Origin of the sequence: Microbacterium sp. Root1433D1 (genome assembly GCF_001426835.1) — a bacterium.
Classification (GTDB): domain Bacteria; phylum Actinomycetota; class Actinomycetes; order Actinomycetales; family Microbacteriaceae; genus Microbacterium; species Microbacterium maritypicum.
Window position 1 is genome coordinate 511,635 of the sequence record NZ_LMFN01000001.1, and the last position, 16,399, is coordinate 528,033.

A 16,399-nucleotide genomic window follows, 5' to 3' on the forward strand; every position below is an offset into this window, starting at 1 on the left:
ATGGGGCGTGGGGGACCCCGAAGGGGCGGGCACCGGGGCCCGCCCTCGCCGCCTGAATCGCGAGGGCTCAGCCGTCGAAGCGCACGCCGTAGATCTGACCCCCCGGCTCCGCCGGCAGGCGCGTCATCCCGAGCCGCTCGTAGAAGGCGGCGGCACCGGCGTTGCTCGGGTCGATCCCCAGGTGCAGCCCGCGCACCCCACGCCGGGTCAGCTCGGCGAACAGCGTCTCGATGAGCTGGCGACCGAGGCCCTGCCCCTGGGTCTCGGGAAGCAGGTCGATGTGCAGGTGGGCCGGGTGATCCGCGACGTTCGGCTCGATGCCGGCGGCGCGGCTGTATCCGTAGTCGATCATCCGATCCTCCCGCGTGGCCACCTCCACCGGCCGGGGGTGGCGTCCCTCGAGCGTCGGCCACCACTCCTCACGGAACCAGGTGTAGAAGGCGTCGGTGTCGTCCGTCGCCACGATGTAGCCGATCGTGCGCTCGTCGTCGCTCTCGACCACCCACGCGAGATCGGGATGACGCTCGGCGTAGGGCACCGCGAACAGGTCGCCCCACAGCGAATCGTCCGACAGCACACCGGTCGCATCCGCCCCGGCATCCGCCGTCTTCACGCAGATCTCGTACAGCGCGGCACGATCGGTGGGGCGGTACGGACGAATGCGGGACACGGCGACTCCTCGGGAGGGAACGGGTCCTGTCAGCCTATCGGCGCCTCGACCGCGACTCTGTTGCGCTGCACCCACGGGAGCAGCCAGGCGGCGAGCACCAGCACGACACCGGCGCCGACCAGCGCACCGCCGAGGGTGTCGGTCGCCCAGTGCACCGAGAGGAAGGTGCGCGAGAGCGCCATCGCGAGCACCCATGCCGCCCCGACGATCGCGACCCAGACCCGCGGGAAGAGCACCCAGAGCACCAGCGCGATCGTCGCGGCGTTCGCGGTGTGACCGGAAGGGAACGAGCCGTAGTCGCTCACCACCAGCATGTCGTCGGGCCGCGCACGCCCGAAGAGCTGCTTGAGCAGCTGCACACCGGCGGCACTCGCGGCGAAGCAGAGAGCGGCGAACAGCGCACCACGCCACCGCCGTGCGATCACGAGGACCAGGATCGTCAGCAGCGGCACTCCGAGGATGGCGACCCAGCCGCCACCGACCCAGTTCAGCGCGAGGGCGAAGTCGACCATCCAGTCCGCACGGGCCCCGGCGATCGTGTCGTTCCACCACCGATCGAACCCGGGGGTCGCCGGGTAGGCGAACACGACCACGGCACCCAGCACCGTCGCGAGCGCGAGGAGGCCCACTCCCCACCACAGCAGCATCCGCCTGTTCATCGTCCCATTCTGTCGGACGATGCCTGAACACTCAGGGAGCGAGCATCCCGACCGTGCGCGGACGCACGACGAACCAGAGCGACAGGATGCCGATCGCGGCGCATCCGACCATGACGGAGGCCATGGTCGTCGCGGTGATCCCGGCGTCGTGCGAGAGCCATCCGACGACGGGCGAGATGAGGCCGGCGACGCCGAAGTTCGTCGCGCCGATGATGGACGCCGCGGTTCCTGCGGCCTTTCCGTGACGGTCGAGCGCCAGCACCTGCACGTTCGGGAACGTGAATCCGCACGCGGTCATGAACACGAACAGTGGGATCACCGTGCCCCACAACCCGAGGCCGAGCTGATCGGTGACGATGATCGCGACTCCGGCGAGCAGCAGCACCGCGGTCGAGTAGGCCATGACCCACTGCGGCCCGAAGCGCGCGGCGAGTCGGGACGCGGTCTGCACGCCGAAGACGACACCGAGCGAGTTCACGGCGAACAGCAGACCGTACTGCTGCGCATCGAGCCCGTGCGTCACCTGGAACAGGAACGGCGATGCCGACAGGTAGGAGAACAGGCCGGAGAAGGTCATCCCGCCGATCACGAGCACGCCGAGGAACACCCGGTCCGAGAGCACGGAGCGGTACCGCTGCAGCATGGTCGCCCCTCCCCGGCCCTGGCGACGTGCGACGGGCAGGGTCTCCGGGATGAACAGGATCGTCGACAGCAGCATCACCACGCCGTAGGCGGCGAGCACGCCGAAGATCCCACGCCAGGGCATGAGCGTGAGCAGCCACGAGCCGATCAGGGGCGCGATGACCGGAGCCACACCCGAGACCAGGGCGAGGCGCGAGAGCATGACGACCAGTCGCCGCCCGCCGAACAGGTCGCGCACGATCGCCATGGCCACGACGCCACCGGCCGCCGCTCCCACGCCCATGAGCACGCGGGCGACGCTGAGCAGTCCGAGGTCCGGCGCGAAGGCAGCCCCGACGCTGGCGAGCACGTGCAGCGCGGTGACCGCGATGAGCGGCACCCGACGCCCGACCTTGTCACTGAGCGGTCCGACCACGAGCTGACCGAGCGCGAACCCGATCATCGTCCCGGTCAGGGTCAGCTGGATCGCGGCGGCCGTGGTCTGGAAGTCCTCCTCCAGCACCGGGAATGCCGGGAGGTACAGGTCGATCGTGAACGGGCCGAGAGCCGTGAGCGCGCCGAGCAGGATGATGTACAGCGTCCGGCGGCCGAGGGAGATGGCATCTCCGGGGTGCAGCATGACCGGAGCGGTCGCGGGGTTCGCGCCGAGTGTGCGGATCGCGCCGGTCGCGCTCGGGATGCGGATGCTTCCCGTCGCGGTGCGCTCCGGCTGCGGGGCCTGCTGCGCGTCGGCGGCGGAATCGTCCGCCTTCACGACGGGGAGGGAATCAGTGCGGGGAGCGTCGGACACGACGTCCTTCCAGAGTTCGGGGGAGTACATGGGTCGAATCGATTCGACCTGGGGAAGCCCCTATGTTACCGCCGCTCTGCCCTCCTCCGACCGCCACAGATCCGAGACGCACCCTGGCAGCTGCGCGGGATGCGTCTCGGATACCGCGTCTCGCGCGGTCAGCGGGAGACGCGGTCGAGCGCCTGCTCGAGGTCGGCGATCAGATCGCTCACGTCTTCGATGCCGACCGAGAGCCGCACGATGTTCTCCGGGACCGCGAGCTCGGTGCCGCGCACGGAGGCATGCGTCATGTCCGGCGGGTACCCGATGAGCGACTCGACGCCGCCCAGCGACTCGGCGAGCTGGAACAGCGAGGTGCTCTCGACGAACGCCCGTGCCGTGTCGGCTCCCGCGGCGAGCCCGAACGACAGCATCCCGCCGAATCCGCTCATCTGCTTCGCGGCGATCTCGTGGCCGGGGTGCGAGGGCAGCCCGGGGAAGTACACCTGCGCGAACTCCGGACGCTCCTGCGCCCACTCGGCGATGGCCTGCGCGTTCTCGGAGTGCTGCCGCATCCGCAGCGCCAGGGTCTTGATGCCGCGAGTGGTCAGCCAGGCATCCAGCGGCGCAGAGACGGCACCGACCGCGAACTGCTGGAACTTGACCTGGTCGAAGAAGCGGTCGTCGGCGAACACGACCGTGCCGCCGAGCACATCCGAGTGCCCGCCCAGGTACTTGGTCGTGGAGTGCACGACCACATCGGCGCCGAGCGCGAGCGGCTGCTGCAGCGCCGGCGAGGCGAAGGTGTTGTCCACGACGACGATCAGACCGGCCGCGTGCGCGATCTCGGCGATCAGGGCGATGTCGACGATCTTCAGGAGCGGATTGCTCGGCGTCTCCAGCCACACGACCTTCGTCTCGGGACGGATCGCCGCACGGAGGGCATCGACGTCGGAGAGCTCGACCGTCGTGGTCTCGATGCCCCAGGGAGCGAGCACGCGGGTGAGCAGCCGGTACGTGCCGCCGTACACGTCGTTGCCCAGGAGGATGTGGTCACCCGGCTTGAGGATCCCGCGCAGCAGTGCATCCTCGGCGGCGAGTCCGGATGCGAACGACAGCGCGCTCGCACCCCCTTCCAGGGTCGCGAGCTGCGTCTCGAGCGAGGAACGCGTCGGGTTGCCCGCACGGTTGTACTCGTATCCGCCGCGCAGACCGCCGACGCTGTCCTGCACATGCGTCGAGGACTGGTAGATCGGCGGGATGATCGCGCCCGTGACGGGGTCTGGCGCTTGTCCTGCGTGGATGGCTCGGGTGGCGAAGGCGTGATCGGACATGCCCCTCAGCCTACGTCCGCCCTCGCGGGGACGGCCTCCCGGTTACGCCCCGGGTCGGGGCATCGGCTCAGCGCGACAGATACGCCAGCAGGTCCTGACGCGTCAGGACCGTGTGAGGCTTGCCGTCCTCGGTCACCAGAAGCGCGTCGGCGTCGGCGAGCGCGGCCTTGGCCTGCGCGACCGAGGTGTGGATGCCGACGAGCGGAAGCCGCTCCCCCACGTGCGCGCCGACGGCATCGGCCGCATTCGCCTCGCCACGGAACAGCAGATCGAGCAGCCCTTTCTCGTCGACCGTGCCGACCACCTCGCCCATCATGACCGGCGGTTCGGCGCTGAGCACGACCAGCTGCGAGACGTCGTACTCGGTCATGATGCCGATCGCCTCGAGCACCGTGTCGGTCGGGTGGGCGTGCACGAGGTCGGGGATTGCGGTGCCCTGCCGGGTCGGACGAGCTGCGAGCACGTCGGCGACGGTCTCCCCGTCCTCCACCTCGCTGAAGCCGTAGGAGCGCATCCATCCGTCGTTGAAGATCTTCCCCAGGTAGCCGCGCCCTCCGTCGGGAAGCAGCACCACCATCACAGCGTCCGCCGGCAGCTCCCGCGCCACGCGCAGCGCACCGACGACGGCCATGCCGCTCGACCCGCCGACGAGGATTCCCTCCTCGCGCGCGAGGCGCCGCGTCATCGCGAAGGACTCGGCATCGTCGACCGCGACGATCTCATGCGGCACCGTCGGATCATACGCGCCGGGCCAGATGTCCTCGCCCACGCCCTCCACGAGGTACGGCCTCCCGGTGCCGCCGCTGTAGACGCTGCCTTCCGGGTCGACGCCGACGATCCGCACCCGTCCTTCCGAGATCTCACGCAGGTATCGGCCCGTCCCCGTGATCGTGCCGCCCGTGCCGACGCCCGCCACGAAGTGCGTGACCTCGCCGTCGGTGTCGCGCCAGATCTCCGGTCCCGTGGTCTCGTAGTGGCTGCGCGGACCGTTCGGGTTCTCGTACTGGTTCGGCTTGAACGCCCCGGGGATCTCCCTGGCCAGTCGGTCGCTCACGCTGTAGTACGACTCCGGGCTGTCGGGAGAGACCGACGTCGGAGTGACCACGACGTCCGCGCCGTAGGCCCGCAGCACGTCGATCTTGTCCTCACCGACCTTGTCCGGCAGCACGAACACGCACTTGTAGCCACGCTGCTGCGCGACCAGCGCCAGGCCCACGCCGGTGTTGCCGCTGGTGGGTTCGACGATCGTGCCCCCGGGCTTCAGATCGCCCGATGCCTCGGCGGCGTCGATGATGCGCGCGGCGATGCGGTCTTTCGAAGAGCCGCCGGGGTTCATGTACTCGAGCTTGACGAGCACCGTGCACGCGACGCCCTCGGTGACGTGCTGGAGCTTCACGAGGGGCGTGTCGCCGACGAGGTCCACGATGGAGTCTGCGTACTTCATGACTTCAGGGTAGACGCGCGGATGCCGCGGCCGGGGATGTGTTGCACCCGACCGCGGCATCCGTCCTCGAAAGGCCCCCGTCGTCTCTCGAAGATCAGCCCTTCGTCGATCCGGCCAGCAGGCCGCGGACGAAGTAGCGCTGCAGGGCGAAGAACACGATCAGCGGCACGATGATCGAGACGAAGGCGCCCGCCGTGAGCAGGTACCAGTCGTTTCCTCTCGTGCCCGTGATCTCGGCGAGCAGCTTCGTGATCGGCGCCGCGGCGCCGTCGGCGAACACCAGTCCGACGAGCAGGTCGTTCCACACCCACAGGAACTGGAAGATCGCGACGGACGCGATCGCCGGCATCGTCAGGGGCAGCACCACGCGGAAGAAGATCTGTCCGCGGGAGGCGCCGTCGACGCGTGCCGCCTCGATGATCTCCCCCGGGATCTCCGACATGAAGTTGTGCAGGAGGTAGATCGCCAGCGGCAGCGCGAACATGGTGTGCGCGATCCACACCTGCGCGTAGCCCGAGGACGCATCCAGCGGTGTCGTGACCTGCAGCCCGAAGAGGTTGATGCCTCGGGAGAACGAGCTCAGCAGCGGCACCAGCGCCATCTGGATCGGCACGATCTGCAGGGCGAACACGAAGATGAACAGCGCGTTGCGGCCCTTGAAGTCGATCCATGCGAAGGCGTACGCGGCCATCGACGCGATCATCAACGGCACCAGCGTCGCCGGGATGGTGATCGCGATGGAGTTGATGAACGATTCGAGGATGGTCAGCTGGGTCGTGCCGGACTGCAGCACGTCGACATAGTTCTCGATCGTCACCTGCGGGTCGGAGAAGAACGTCCACCAACCGGTCGACTGGATCTGATCGCGAGGACGGAACGAGGAGATGAACAGCCCCAGCGTCGGAAGGGTCCACAGCACCGCGATCAGGATGGAGGCGACGGATGCCCAGGGGCGCGACAGCTTCTTGCGAGTGCGCCCTGCGGCGCCGTCGAGGCCGCCTCCGGTCGTGATCGCTCGCGTGCTGACAGCGGTTTCGGACTTCACGGTGTCGGTCATCGGATCTCCCGCTGCTTCTTGATCTGGCGTGCGTTGTAGATGACGATCGGCAGCACCAGGATGAACAGGATGACGGAGAGCGCGGCGCTGCGGCCGGCCTCGAACTTCGAGAACTGCGTGTACATCTCGTTCGCGAGCACCGAGGTTCCGTAGTTGCCGGCGGTCATCGTCCGCACGATGTCGAACACCTTGAGAGAGGCGATGGAGATCGTGGTCAGCACCACGATCAGAGCGGGCCGGATGGACGGGACGGTCACCGAGACGAACCGCTCCCAGGCGTTCGCACCGTCGAGTTCCGCCGCCTCGAGAAGCTCCTGCGGCACACCCTTGATCGACGCCGACAGCAGCACCATCGCGAAACCGGTCTGCACCCAGATGAGCACGACGATGAGGAACAGAGTGTTCCACGGCTCGTTCAGCAGCCACTGCTGCGGCTCGCCCCCGAACCACACCATGATCTGGTTGAGGAGTCCGATCTGCTCGAACTGGGGCCCGCGGTACTCGTACATGAAGCGCCAGATGATGCCGGCGCCAACGAACGAGATGGCCATCGGCATGAAGACGAGGACCTTGTAGATCTTCTCGCCGCGGGTGCGATCGATGAACACCGCGTAAGCCAGACCGACGATCGTCGAGACGGTGGGGACCACGAGCACCCAGATGATCGTGTTGACCACCGCGGTGATGCCGTCGGACTGCGTGAAGATCCACAGATAGTTGGCGAACCCGACGAAGTCCTTGCCCGACGAGCTCAGGAACGACGAGTACATCGTCTGGATCGACGGCAGGATCAAACCGACCAGCAGCAGCAGGATCGCCGGTGCCATGAAGGCGACGAGCTGGATCAGGTATCCCGCGCCATCGCGTGATCGATAGTCCAGCCAGAAGAACAGCGCACCCACGGCGACGGCCACACCCATCGCCCAGTAGTAGGAGTTGAAGAACCACATCACGGCGAGCGGGATGAGCAGGCACATCGCCAGCCGGATGCCGGTGTACAGCGCCCCCCTGCGTGGAGCGATGTCCACGAGGAGCAGGATGACCGCCACGACCACCGCGAATGCGATGACGACGGCGACCGCCTGCAGGATCGGCGGGAGCGAGCCGATCCACTGGAAGAAAATTGTCGCGTTCACGGATTCCCCTTCATCACGCGGAGCGGATCGACGACCGCACATCGACGTGCGGCGTCATGAGAGAAGAAGGGCCGCCCCCCAGAGGGCGGCCCTCCTCTTCTCTCAGCTGGCGGGCCAGCCCGTCTGGATCTGCGTGAGGACGTCGTCCGTGGGGGTGCCGTTGACCCACGCCACCATGCCCTTCCAGAACGTGCCGGCGCCGACAGCACCCGGCATCAGGTCGGACGCGTCGAAGCGGAACGTCGTGTTCGGGTCCTGGAGGATCTTGATGGTCTCCTGCAGGATCGGGTCCTTCGCGTTCGCGGGGTCGAGCCCGTTGTTCGCGGAGGTGACACCGCCCAGGCTGACGCGGCTGTTCGCCCACTCGGGGCTGGACAGGTACGCGAGCACCTTCTGGGTGGCCTCGGAGTCGCTGAACGCTCCGACGATCTCGCCGGCACCGGTGACGGCGGAGTCATCCGCAGACTCACCCGGGAGCATGAACGCCCAGACGTCGCCGTCCTCGGCGACCTCCGTGCCGTCGGGGAAGAAGCCCGAGAGGAACGAGGCCTGGTGGGTCAGCGCGCACTCGCCGCCGGCGAGCTTCGGAGCGACATCACCGAACGCGGTGGAGTTGATCGAGCGCACGTCACCGAAGCCGGCGTTGACGTTGGCCGGGTTCAGCAGGACCTCGCCGACCGAGTCGAACGCCTGCTTGATCTGCGGGTCGGTGAACTTGACCTCGTTGGTGACCCACTGGTCGTAGACGTCCGGACCGGACTGACGCAGCACGTAGTCCTCGACCCAGTCCGTTCCCGGCCATCCGGTCGCGGTGCCCGACTCGAAGCCGGCACACCAGGCGGGAGTGCCGGTCGTCGCCTGGATCTTCTCGGTGAGGGCGCCCATCTCGTCGAGCGTCTTGGGAACCTCGACGCCCCATTCGGCGAACTTTGCCGGCGAGTACCAGATCCAGCCCTTGACGTTGGCCATCAGCGGCGCACCGTAGAACGTGCCGTCGACCGTGCCGTAGTTGACCCAGTCCTCGGTCCAGTACTCGTTGGCGTTCTTCTCGACCTCTTCCGGCGCGGGCTTCAGGTAGTCGCGGTTGGCGAAGTCGGCGAACAGACCCGGCTGCGGGAAGATCGCGATGTCCGGCGGGTTACCGCCCTGCGCACGCGTACCGAGCTGGGTCTCGAAGTCCTGGCTGCCCTCGTACTTGATCGTGATGCCGTTCTCGTCGGCCCAGTCCTTCCAGGACTCCTGGAGGAGCTTCGCCTCATCATCGACGATCGTGCCGTAGATCGTGACGGTGGCGTCGCCCCCGTCACCCCCGTCGGTGCCGGGTGCCCCACCCGGAGCCCCACATCCGGCGAGCGCGATGCCCGCGACCCCCAGCAGGGCGAGCGGCGCGTAACGCCGGGAACGCTGTGACAGAGCCATGTGAATTCTCCTCTTCGAGTACAGGTTCCCGGCTGTGCGATGCCACCCCGGGGCATCGTTAGGGAACCGATTCCAGGCCAACCTACTGGCCATCCGCATCCCTGCACAACACGCTAGGGTCACAAGCTCGCAACCATTCGATGCACCGGCTCCCGACAATATGGGAGCGCTCCCTCGCCGTGCGCCTGGAACCGGTTCCCTTTTTCGGCGACGACGACTACGCTGTGACGCGGCGCGCACCCCGCGTCGAGGCCACGCAGGCCGCGTGATCAGGTCGAGGAGGACCGATGAGCACGATCGCGGATGTCGCGTCACGTGCAGGCGTATCGAAGGCCACCGCCAGTCGCGCCCTGAGCGGCCGCGGATACGTGTCGGAGGCGACCCGGAAGCGCGTCGAGAGCGCAGCTCGCGATCTCTCCTATGTCGCGCACTCCTCCGCTACGAGCCTGGCGACAGGACGCACCCAGACCGTGGGCATCGTCATGCCACCCGTGGACCGGTGGTTCTTCGCCGAGCTGCTCGCCGGGGTGCAGGAGTCGCTGTTCGCCCTCGACTACGACCTTTCGCTGTACGGCGTCCCCGAGGGGTCGAAGACCAGGGAGCGGCTGTTCGAGAGCGTGCTACCCGGGAGGCGCTTCGACGGGATCATCGCCGTGGGCATCCAGCCGAGCGCTCACGAGCTCGAGCGGCTGCAGCGAACAGGACGACCGCTCGTCAGCGTCGGTCCGTACAGCGACGGCTCGAGCGCCGTGTCGATCGATGACACGGCGGCCGCGCGCATCGCCACCGAGCACCTCATCGAACTCGGACACACCGACATCGCCTTCGTCGGCGGCTCGACGGACACCGCGGAGCTGAGCTTCGGCGACGCCCAGCGTCTCGAGGGGTACCGCGGCGCACTGCAGGCCGCAGGACTCGCGGCGCATGCGCGCGTGGCCGGCGCCGCCCCGACCATGCCGGGCGGCTACACAGCAGCGGCGGGGCTGCTCGGCGACCGGCGACGGCGCCCGACGGCCATCGTCGGGGTGTGCGACGAAGCCGCGATCGGCGCGATCATCGCCGCCCGGCGACTGGGAATCGCCGTGCCGACCGAGCTGAGCGTCGTCGGCATCGACGACCACGAGCACGCGGACATGTTCGCCCTGACCACGATCGGGCAGTCGCCACGCGACCAGGGACACGAGGCGGTGCGCCTGCTGACGCGGCAAATGGAACACCCCGATGCCCCGCTCGAACTCGTCGACGCGGCCTCCGCCCTCGTGGTGCGCAGCTCCACGGCTCCCCCGCGCTGAAATCGCGGCACTCCGGCATGCGGGGCGGCCGCGAGACCGGCGGGAAACGCACGAAGGCCCCGGGGCGAACCCGGGGCCTTCGTTGAGAAACGCGTGAGCGTCGCGATTACTTGAGGGTAACCGTTGCGCCTGCCTCTTCGAGAGCAGCCTTGGCCTTCTCGGCGGTCTCCTTGTTGGCGCCCTCAAGGACAGCCTTCGGGGCACCGTCGACGACAGCCTTGGCCTCGCCGAGACCCAGCGAGGTGAGCTCGCGGACGGTCTTGATGACCTGGATCTTCTTGTCGCCAGCAGCCTCGAGGATGACGTCGAAGGAGTCCTTCTCTTCCTCAGCCTCAGCAGCGCCTGCGCCACCCGCAGCACCGGCGACGGCGACGGGAGCAGCAGCGGTGACCTCGAACTTCTCCTCGAACGCCTTCACGAACTCGTTGAGCTCGATGAGGGTCAGGCCGGCGAACTGCTCGAGCAGTTCCTCGGTGGAAAGCTTCGCCATGATGTATCTCCTAGATAGATGGGGTTTGTAGACGAGATCGCAGGTCGCTTACGCGGCCTCTGCGGTCTCCAGCTTTTCGCGAAGAGCATCGATGGTGGCGGCAGCCTTGCCCATCGTCGCCTTCATCATGCCCGCAGCCTTCGCCAGCAGAACCTCACGGCTCTCGAGCGCGGCGTACTTGTTGACCTCGTCCGCGGTGAGGGCGTTGCCCTCGAAGATGCCGGACTTGATCACGAGAAGCGGGTTGGCCTTGGCGAAGTCACGCAGAGCCTTGGCGGTGGCGACGAAGTCACCGTGCACGAACGCGACAGCCGACGGACCCTTGAGGTCGTCGTCCAGCGCGGAGATGCCAGCCTTGTTGGCGGCGATCTTGGTCAGCGTGTTCTTCACCACGGCGTACTCAGCGTCCTGACGGATGCTGTTGCGCAGCTCCTTGAGCTGGGCAACCGTCAGACCGCGGTACTCGGTCAGCAGAACGGCAGTCGAGTTCTCGAATGACTTCGTGAGCTCGGCGACCGATGCATCCTTCTGCGCCATGGTCACTCCTTGGTGTGTACGAGGCGCCGCACGGTGGTGAGGCGCCGACCTGGACCACCTGCAAAGAGAAAAGCTCCGGCGCAAGCGCACGGAGCTTTGGAAAGTTCGTGTCCTGCGCGGGCCCCTGCTGTGCAGAGCTTCGATCGTTGCGCACTTTCGCACACGACGATGACCAGCGGTCTTCGGTTCGGGATAACTGTACCCCACCCGCACCTCTCCCCCCAAATCCACTCGCCCCCGTCCCTCTCCCTCTCCCCCTCCCCTGACGCGACCCACGCGCCCTGATGAGACCCACGTTCCCCGCCGAGGCCCACACTTGGATACGCATCCGAGCATGGGTCTCGGAGACACGCGTGGGTCTCGGTAATGAGATGGCGCGAGAGCAGACCCCCTGATGAGACCCACGTTCCCCGCCGAGGCCCACACTTGGATACGCATCCGAGCGTGGGCCTCGGCGGCACACATGGGTCTCGGAGACGTGGCGCACAGGAGCGCGCGGCGCGGGCCAGCGCACGAGAGGTCTCGAAGCCCGGGATCAGGGGCGGAGGCCGAACGCACCGAGCCGCGCGCCGAGAGCATCTGACGTGACGAGGTGCTCGGATCCCCAGCGGACGATCCGCCACCCGGTGACACCGCGAATCGCATCCTCCCGATGCTTCTCCGCGAGCACCACGGCCTCCGCCGACATCCCTGTACGCAACGTCGGATCGAGGTACTTTCCTCGCCCGTCGAACTCGCCGAACGTCTGCGCTCCCCGAAAGGCGAAGTCGAGCCGATAGTCCTCGCCATGCGGTCCGGTGACGCGCGACTGCAGATCGACCTCGGTGAACCCGAGTCGGTGAAGGTGCAGACGACTCACGCTCTCTCCAGGAAGCTGGGCGCGGCCATCCGAGAACGCGATCACCTCTCGGGCCTGACGGATGCCCCGGTTCGAGAGGGCTTGCGCCCGCCTCCCGAGTTCGTCCCTCCACTCTGCGGCGGCGATATGGTCCTGCTCGTGTCTGCGCACGGCGATGCGCCGCAGCGCCGCGTCGGCGACGGCGATCGCCGCTTCAGGCGTGAGCCGGGACGCCAGATCGAGCACGGTCCTCTCGAGCGAGGTGCATCTGATGCCCTCGACTTCCACGAGGTCGCTCTCACGAAGTGTGAGGTCGTGCCTCGCGACGCCCCACTTCACCCTGCTTCGACTCGTCGGGCCGAGAACCGCGTGAACGTACGTCGTCGAAGTCCGATAGAGCGGGAGTCCGTGGATCACGGCCGCCGAGGCGAAGCAGAATGCGGCACCACCGCCGGCGGATTCCCGATGCACGGCGAGCACCTTCATCAGATGGCGACCTTCGGCCCAGAGCTGCTCCCACTCCGCTGAATCCACATACCAGCCGCGACGCACTCGCACGATCGAGCCGTTGTCGACCATGGCACGGAGTTCGCGCTCAGATACCCCTCGAGCGAGCACATCGCTTCTGGCGAGAAGGAGCCGGCGCGCTTCTTCGATGGTGACGGACTTGCGCATGAACTCGATCCTCACTCGTCGCGCGCGCCACCCGCATCGCGAAGACTCCAACTTCCGAGAGGTGCGGACAAGTCGCTTCACATCGCCGCCGTGCAGAACGGCAGGCAGAGGAGCTCCTGACCGCCTGGCGGCACCCGGACCCATGCTTATCGCCGAGACCCATGCCCCCACGCGACTGCGGGCGTGGGTTTCGGCGACCACCGTGGGTTTCGGCGACCACCTTGGGATGCGGGAGGGGTACGCGGATGCGGGAGGGGCGGACGCGTGAGGGCGGCGTGTACGGGAGGGAGGGTCGGCGGGCGGGGTTAGGGTCGAAGGGTGACACCGGAACTCTCTGCACGCATCGTCGCGGACTCCCGCGACCGCGTGGCGTGGCTGAGGGCGCGCTCGCGAGGCATCACCGCCACCGATGTGGCAGGACTGACCTCGGAGAAGTCGATCGCCAGGGCGGCCGACTCCAAACTGGGCGGAGGGCCCCGCTTCGGCGGCAACGCCTACACCGATCACGGTCGTCGGCGCGAGCCGGAGATCGCCGCATGGGTCGCGGCGACCCACGGCATCCTCCCCTCCTCGGCGCTGTTCCGCGCCGAGGTCGAGCACCGCCACCTCGCCACCCCCGATGGCATCGCGGTCGACGCCGACGGGCGTGTGAAGCTCGCCGAGATCAAGACCACGAACAAGGCTTTCCGCGGCATCCCCCGCACCTACCTGCGCCAGGTCTGGTGGCAGCAGCACGTGCTCGGAGCCGAACGGACCCTGTTCGTGTGGGAGGAGCACGTCGACTTCGCTCCGATCCACGATGAGCCGCGCTGCGTCTGGATCGACCGCGACGACCGCGAGATCGCGAAGCTCGTCGGCCTCGCCACCGACCTCATCGATGAGCTCTACCGACGCACCACCGGCCAGCAGGTACCGAGCCGGATGACGGATGCCGCCGCCAGCCGTCGCGAACAGCTCCGCGAACGCGATGCCTTCCGCGCGCTGGCACTCGCCGACTGACGAGGCATCCGACCGGTGCGACGCACCGCTCAGGTGCAGGTGTTGTTGCCGCCGAGCCCCAGGAGACCGCCGACCGAGAGCGAACGCGTCGCCGGAGTCGAGGTCCACGACGTTCCGCTGTAGGTCGCCTCGACCTTGACCGCATTGGTCGATCCGAGAAGACTCCCCAGCAACGTGTTCAGCACGCCCGAGCTGATCGTGGACGAGAACGTGTAGGGCCCTGATCCGGTTTGAGTGACGTTGGCGTTGTTATCCACGACGACGTTGTTGATGGAGAAGCGCTGCTGCACCTTCGGATAGGGCGACGTCCACGTGATCGTGAAGCCCGTGAAGGTGCCCAAGAAGCTCGTCACCGTGCACGAGGTCACCACGGGCTTCGCCAGCGTCGCGGCCGTGAACGACCCGGCGGCGTACTCGCTGTCCGTGAAGGCGGCGTCGGTCATCTGCACGGCGGGCGATGACCCGACCCCGACCAGCACGGCGAGCCCGACGACGCCGGCGAGGATGCGCGCACGCGCGTTGCGCCTCATGTCCTCCTCCCCTCCTCGGGCACCGCGCCTCTGCGACGGCGGACCGCGAGCACCGCACCCGACACCGCGAGCGCCGCTCCGACCACGACGGCACTCGCGGCTCCCGGTGGCAGTCCCGTCGTCGCGAGCCCGCCACCGGACCCCGCGATCACGGTCTCGCCTGCCCCCTGCGCGTGCACGCGGACATCGGTGCTGCCGGCACCCGAGCCCCCTGCGGGATCGAGGAGGATCGAGAGACGGAGGTGGGCCGTCTCGGTGTCCGCCATCTGCGTGAGCGGAACCTCGACCCCGTCGCGCGGGATGCTCCAGCCCACGCGCAGCGCGGTCGCACCACCAGGGCATCCTGTCTCGGTCCAGGCCTCGGGGCACGTCGAGACGTCGAGGAGCAGCTGCGCCTCACCCGTCGCGCTGACGGCGATCCGCACGACTCCCGGATCCGGGGCATCGGCGCTCACCGCGATGTCCCATTCCACCGGCTGCCCTGGCAGCAGCCTGCCGGCCGCCGCCCAGTCGGCGACCGAGACGAGACGGAGGATCGAGCCCTGGATGACCTGCGTCGTCGGCGCCGCCCATGCGGCGGTCGGCATCGCGAGCGCGAGGACCGCGAGCAGCACGACGGCGACCGCGCGCCTCATGGTCCGCTCCCGTCAGGATCGTGAGCGGACCGACGCTGCCCACGCGGCCAGAACGCCCACACCACCAGGGAGGTCGCGGCGACCGTCAGCGCTCCCAACACGATCGGGTCGCCCATCCCGGCGACGATCAGCGCGATCCCGGGAACGGAGAACAGCACCTTCCGCACCGACGACACCGTGTAGGGGAACGGATCATCTGCGGCATTCGCGTCGCCGCGCATCGTGATCACCCGCTCCTGCGCGCTCGGTCCCGGCGTGATCGTGGTGATGCGATGCGTCACCGGCAGCTCGCCAGGACGATCGACCGTCACCACGTCCCCGACCCCGATCTCGGCCGCGGGGATGCGCTGCACCACGGCCACGGATCCTGCCGGGATGGTCGGCGACATCGAACCGGTGCGGAACATGATGAGCGTGATCTGTGCGGTGAATGCGAGCACGACGAGCAGGATGCACACCGTACCGGCCACCGCGGCGATCCAGAGCAGCACGTCGCCGATCAGCCGCCCGGGGCGGAGCCGGGTGCGCACGTGTTCGGCGGTCGGGTGCGGATCCGCCGGGGCGGGGAACGGGGCCGCCTCACGCAGGCTCCGCCGTGTAGTCGGGGTCGTCATCTCGTCCTCCTCTCCGTGCGCCTGCTCTCGCTGCTGCGACTACGACGACGTCCCGAGGAACTGCCAGGTCTGCGTCATCGTCAGCCCCTGTGCCGCGTTCGGAGCGGCGAGCGGAAGCGTCACCGCGAAGCAGTAGTTGACCTGGGCGGCCCCGTTCGCCGTCACGGCCTGGGTCGTCGCGCCGCCCGCGGTGAGGGCTGAACCGTCCGCCACGACCGCGGTCCCTGCCGCATACGTGGTCGAGTTGCAGGTGGTTCCGGCGATCGTGCGCACGCCGTACGTGAGATGCGCCGCGAGCCCGGTGCCTGTCGGTGTTCCCGCGATCAGTTGCACGGTTCCCGCCACCGACGGGTTCGCGGTCTTCACACTGAACAGCGCATAGGTCGAGTTGCCCGGTGCCATCGCGGTCGGAGCGAGCTGGAAGTTCAGCGTCGCAGCCGTGCCCACGGTCGCGTGGTTCGAGAACGTGGCTCCGTCGACCGCACCCACGATGTCGAACTTCCCGGCCGTGAAGCTGGCGGATCCGTATTCGGAGTCGTTCCAGGCGGCAAGCGTGGCGGCGACGCCGATGCCGAGCACGAGCCCTCCCGCGAGGACCGCTCGCAGTCGACGAGAGCGCAGCCGCCGCCTCTCCCGCACTTCTCTGCGGGTGATCATCA

Annotated in this window: 17 protein-coding genes; 2 read left to right on the forward strand and 15 right to left on the reverse strand. The window is 68.1% G+C overall.

The features are described 5' to 3' along the window. Positions 1 to 67: 67 nt before the first annotated feature. The 8 genes from ASD13_RS02405 to ASD13_RS02440 all read right to left on the reverse strand — a co-directional run bounded on the left by ASD13_RS02405 (position 68) and on the right by ASD13_RS02440 (position 9,130). A complete protein-coding gene (locus tag ASD13_RS02405; protein WP_055865427.1) occupies positions 68 to 670 on the reverse strand; it encodes a GNAT family N-acetyltransferase in 603 nt (200 codons plus the stop codon). 29 nt (positions 671 to 699) lie between these two features. Next, a complete protein-coding gene (locus tag ASD13_RS02410) occupies positions 700 to 1,329 on the reverse strand; it encodes a phosphatase PAP2 family protein (RefSeq protein ID WP_055865430.1) in 630 nt (209 codons plus the stop codon). A gap of 31 nt (positions 1,330 to 1,360) precedes the next feature. After that, entirely contained in the window at positions 1,361 to 2,791 is a 1,431-nt protein-coding gene (locus ASD13_RS02415) for a multidrug effflux MFS transporter (protein ID WP_371861282.1), read from the reverse strand. 128 nt (positions 2,792 to 2,919) lie between these two features. Then, positions 2,920 to 4,074 (reverse strand): cystathionine gamma-synthase, encoded by a 1,155-nt coding sequence (locus tag ASD13_RS02420; protein WP_055865432.1) that lies wholly within the window; start codon positions 4,072 to 4,074, stop codon positions 2,920 to 2,922. A 67-nt stretch (positions 4,075 to 4,141) separates the two neighbouring features. Then, positions 4,142 to 5,518, reverse strand: coding sequence for a cystathionine beta-synthase (locus ASD13_RS02425; RefSeq protein WP_055865435.1), 1,377 nt, complete (start codon positions 5,516 to 5,518; stop codon positions 4,142 to 4,144). 94 nt (positions 5,519 to 5,612) lie between these two features. Continuing rightward, a complete protein-coding gene (locus ASD13_RS02430) occupies positions 5,613 to 6,575 on the reverse strand; it encodes a carbohydrate ABC transporter permease (protein ID WP_055865437.1) in 963 nt (320 codons plus the stop codon). Further along, positions 6,572 to 7,711 carry a carbohydrate ABC transporter permease gene (locus ASD13_RS02435; protein ID WP_200942436.1) on the reverse strand — a complete coding sequence of 380 codons (1,140 nt, stop codon included), beginning with the start codon at positions 7,709 to 7,711 and terminating at the stop codon, positions 6,572 to 6,574. The genes ASD13_RS02430 and ASD13_RS02435 overlap by 4 nt, the downstream gene beginning before the upstream one ends. A 102-nt stretch (positions 7,712 to 7,813) precedes the next feature. Further along, positions 7,814 to 9,130: an ABC transporter substrate-binding protein gene (locus ASD13_RS02440; RefSeq protein WP_055865444.1), complete on the reverse strand. Its 1,317-nt coding sequence runs from the start codon at positions 9,128 to 9,130 to the stop codon at positions 7,814 to 7,816. A 287-nt stretch (positions 9,131 to 9,417) separates the two neighbouring features. Here ASD13_RS02440 and ASD13_RS02445 point away from each other — a divergent pair, with 287 nt between their 5' ends. Next, the gene (locus tag ASD13_RS02445) at positions 9,418 to 10,422 is read left to right on the forward strand and encodes a LacI family DNA-binding transcriptional regulator (protein ID WP_055865446.1); all 1,005 of its coding nucleotides are present in this window, start codon (positions 9,418 to 9,420) and stop codon (positions 10,420 to 10,422) included. Between the two features lie 106 nt (positions 10,423 to 10,528). On the opposite strand, the gene rplL is transcribed toward ASD13_RS02445, so the two are convergent. From rplL to ASD13_RS02460, 3 genes are all read right to left on the reverse strand, one after another. Further along, complete coding sequence (gene rplL / locus ASD13_RS02450) at positions 10,529 to 10,912, reverse strand: 50S ribosomal protein L7/L12 (RefSeq protein ID WP_017829128.1); 384 nt, start codon at positions 10,910 to 10,912, stop codon at positions 10,529 to 10,531. A gap of 48 nt (positions 10,913 to 10,960) precedes the next feature. After that, positions 10,961 to 11,449 carry a 50S ribosomal protein L10 gene (rplJ, locus tag ASD13_RS02455; RefSeq protein ID WP_017829129.1) on the reverse strand — a complete coding sequence of 163 codons (489 nt, stop codon included), beginning with the start codon at positions 11,447 to 11,449 and terminating at the stop codon, positions 10,961 to 10,963. A gap of 535 nt (positions 11,450 to 11,984) precedes the next feature. Then, on the reverse strand, positions 11,985 to 12,962 hold the full coding sequence (locus ASD13_RS02460; protein ID WP_055865449.1) for a hypothetical protein: 978 nt from the start codon (positions 12,960 to 12,962) through the stop codon (positions 11,985 to 11,987). A 318-nt stretch (positions 12,963 to 13,280) separates the two neighbouring features. Here ASD13_RS02460 and ASD13_RS02465 point away from each other — a divergent pair, with 318 nt between their 5' ends. Next, a complete protein-coding gene (locus tag ASD13_RS02465; protein ID WP_017829132.1) occupies positions 13,281 to 13,961 on the forward strand; it encodes a YqaJ viral recombinase family protein in 681 nt (226 codons plus the stop codon). A 29-nt stretch (positions 13,962 to 13,990) separates the two neighbouring features. Here ASD13_RS02465 and ASD13_RS02470 read toward each other — a convergent pair whose 3' ends face one another. From ASD13_RS02470 to ASD13_RS02485, 4 genes are read right to left on the reverse strand one after another with little or no spacing between them, the layout of a single operon-like run. Next, entirely contained in the window at positions 13,991 to 14,491 is a 501-nt protein-coding gene (locus tag ASD13_RS02470; RefSeq protein ID WP_055865452.1) for a hypothetical protein, read from the reverse strand. Then, positions 14,488 to 15,126 (reverse strand): hypothetical protein, encoded by a 639-nt coding sequence (locus ASD13_RS02475; protein WP_055865455.1) that lies wholly within the window; start codon positions 15,124 to 15,126, stop codon positions 14,488 to 14,490. The genes ASD13_RS02470 and ASD13_RS02475 overlap by 4 nt, the downstream gene beginning before the upstream one ends. Further along, entirely contained in the window at positions 15,123 to 15,740 is a 618-nt protein-coding gene (locus ASD13_RS02480; RefSeq protein ID WP_055865458.1) for a signal peptidase I, read from the reverse strand. The genes ASD13_RS02475 and ASD13_RS02480 overlap by 4 nt, the downstream gene beginning before the upstream one ends. A 39-nt stretch (positions 15,741 to 15,779) precedes the next feature. Further along, positions 15,780 to 16,397, reverse strand: coding sequence for a SipW-dependent-type signal peptide-containing protein (locus ASD13_RS02485; RefSeq protein ID WP_055865460.1), 618 nt, complete (start codon positions 16,395 to 16,397; stop codon positions 15,780 to 15,782). Between the last annotated feature and the right edge of the window lie 2 nt (positions 16,398 to 16,399).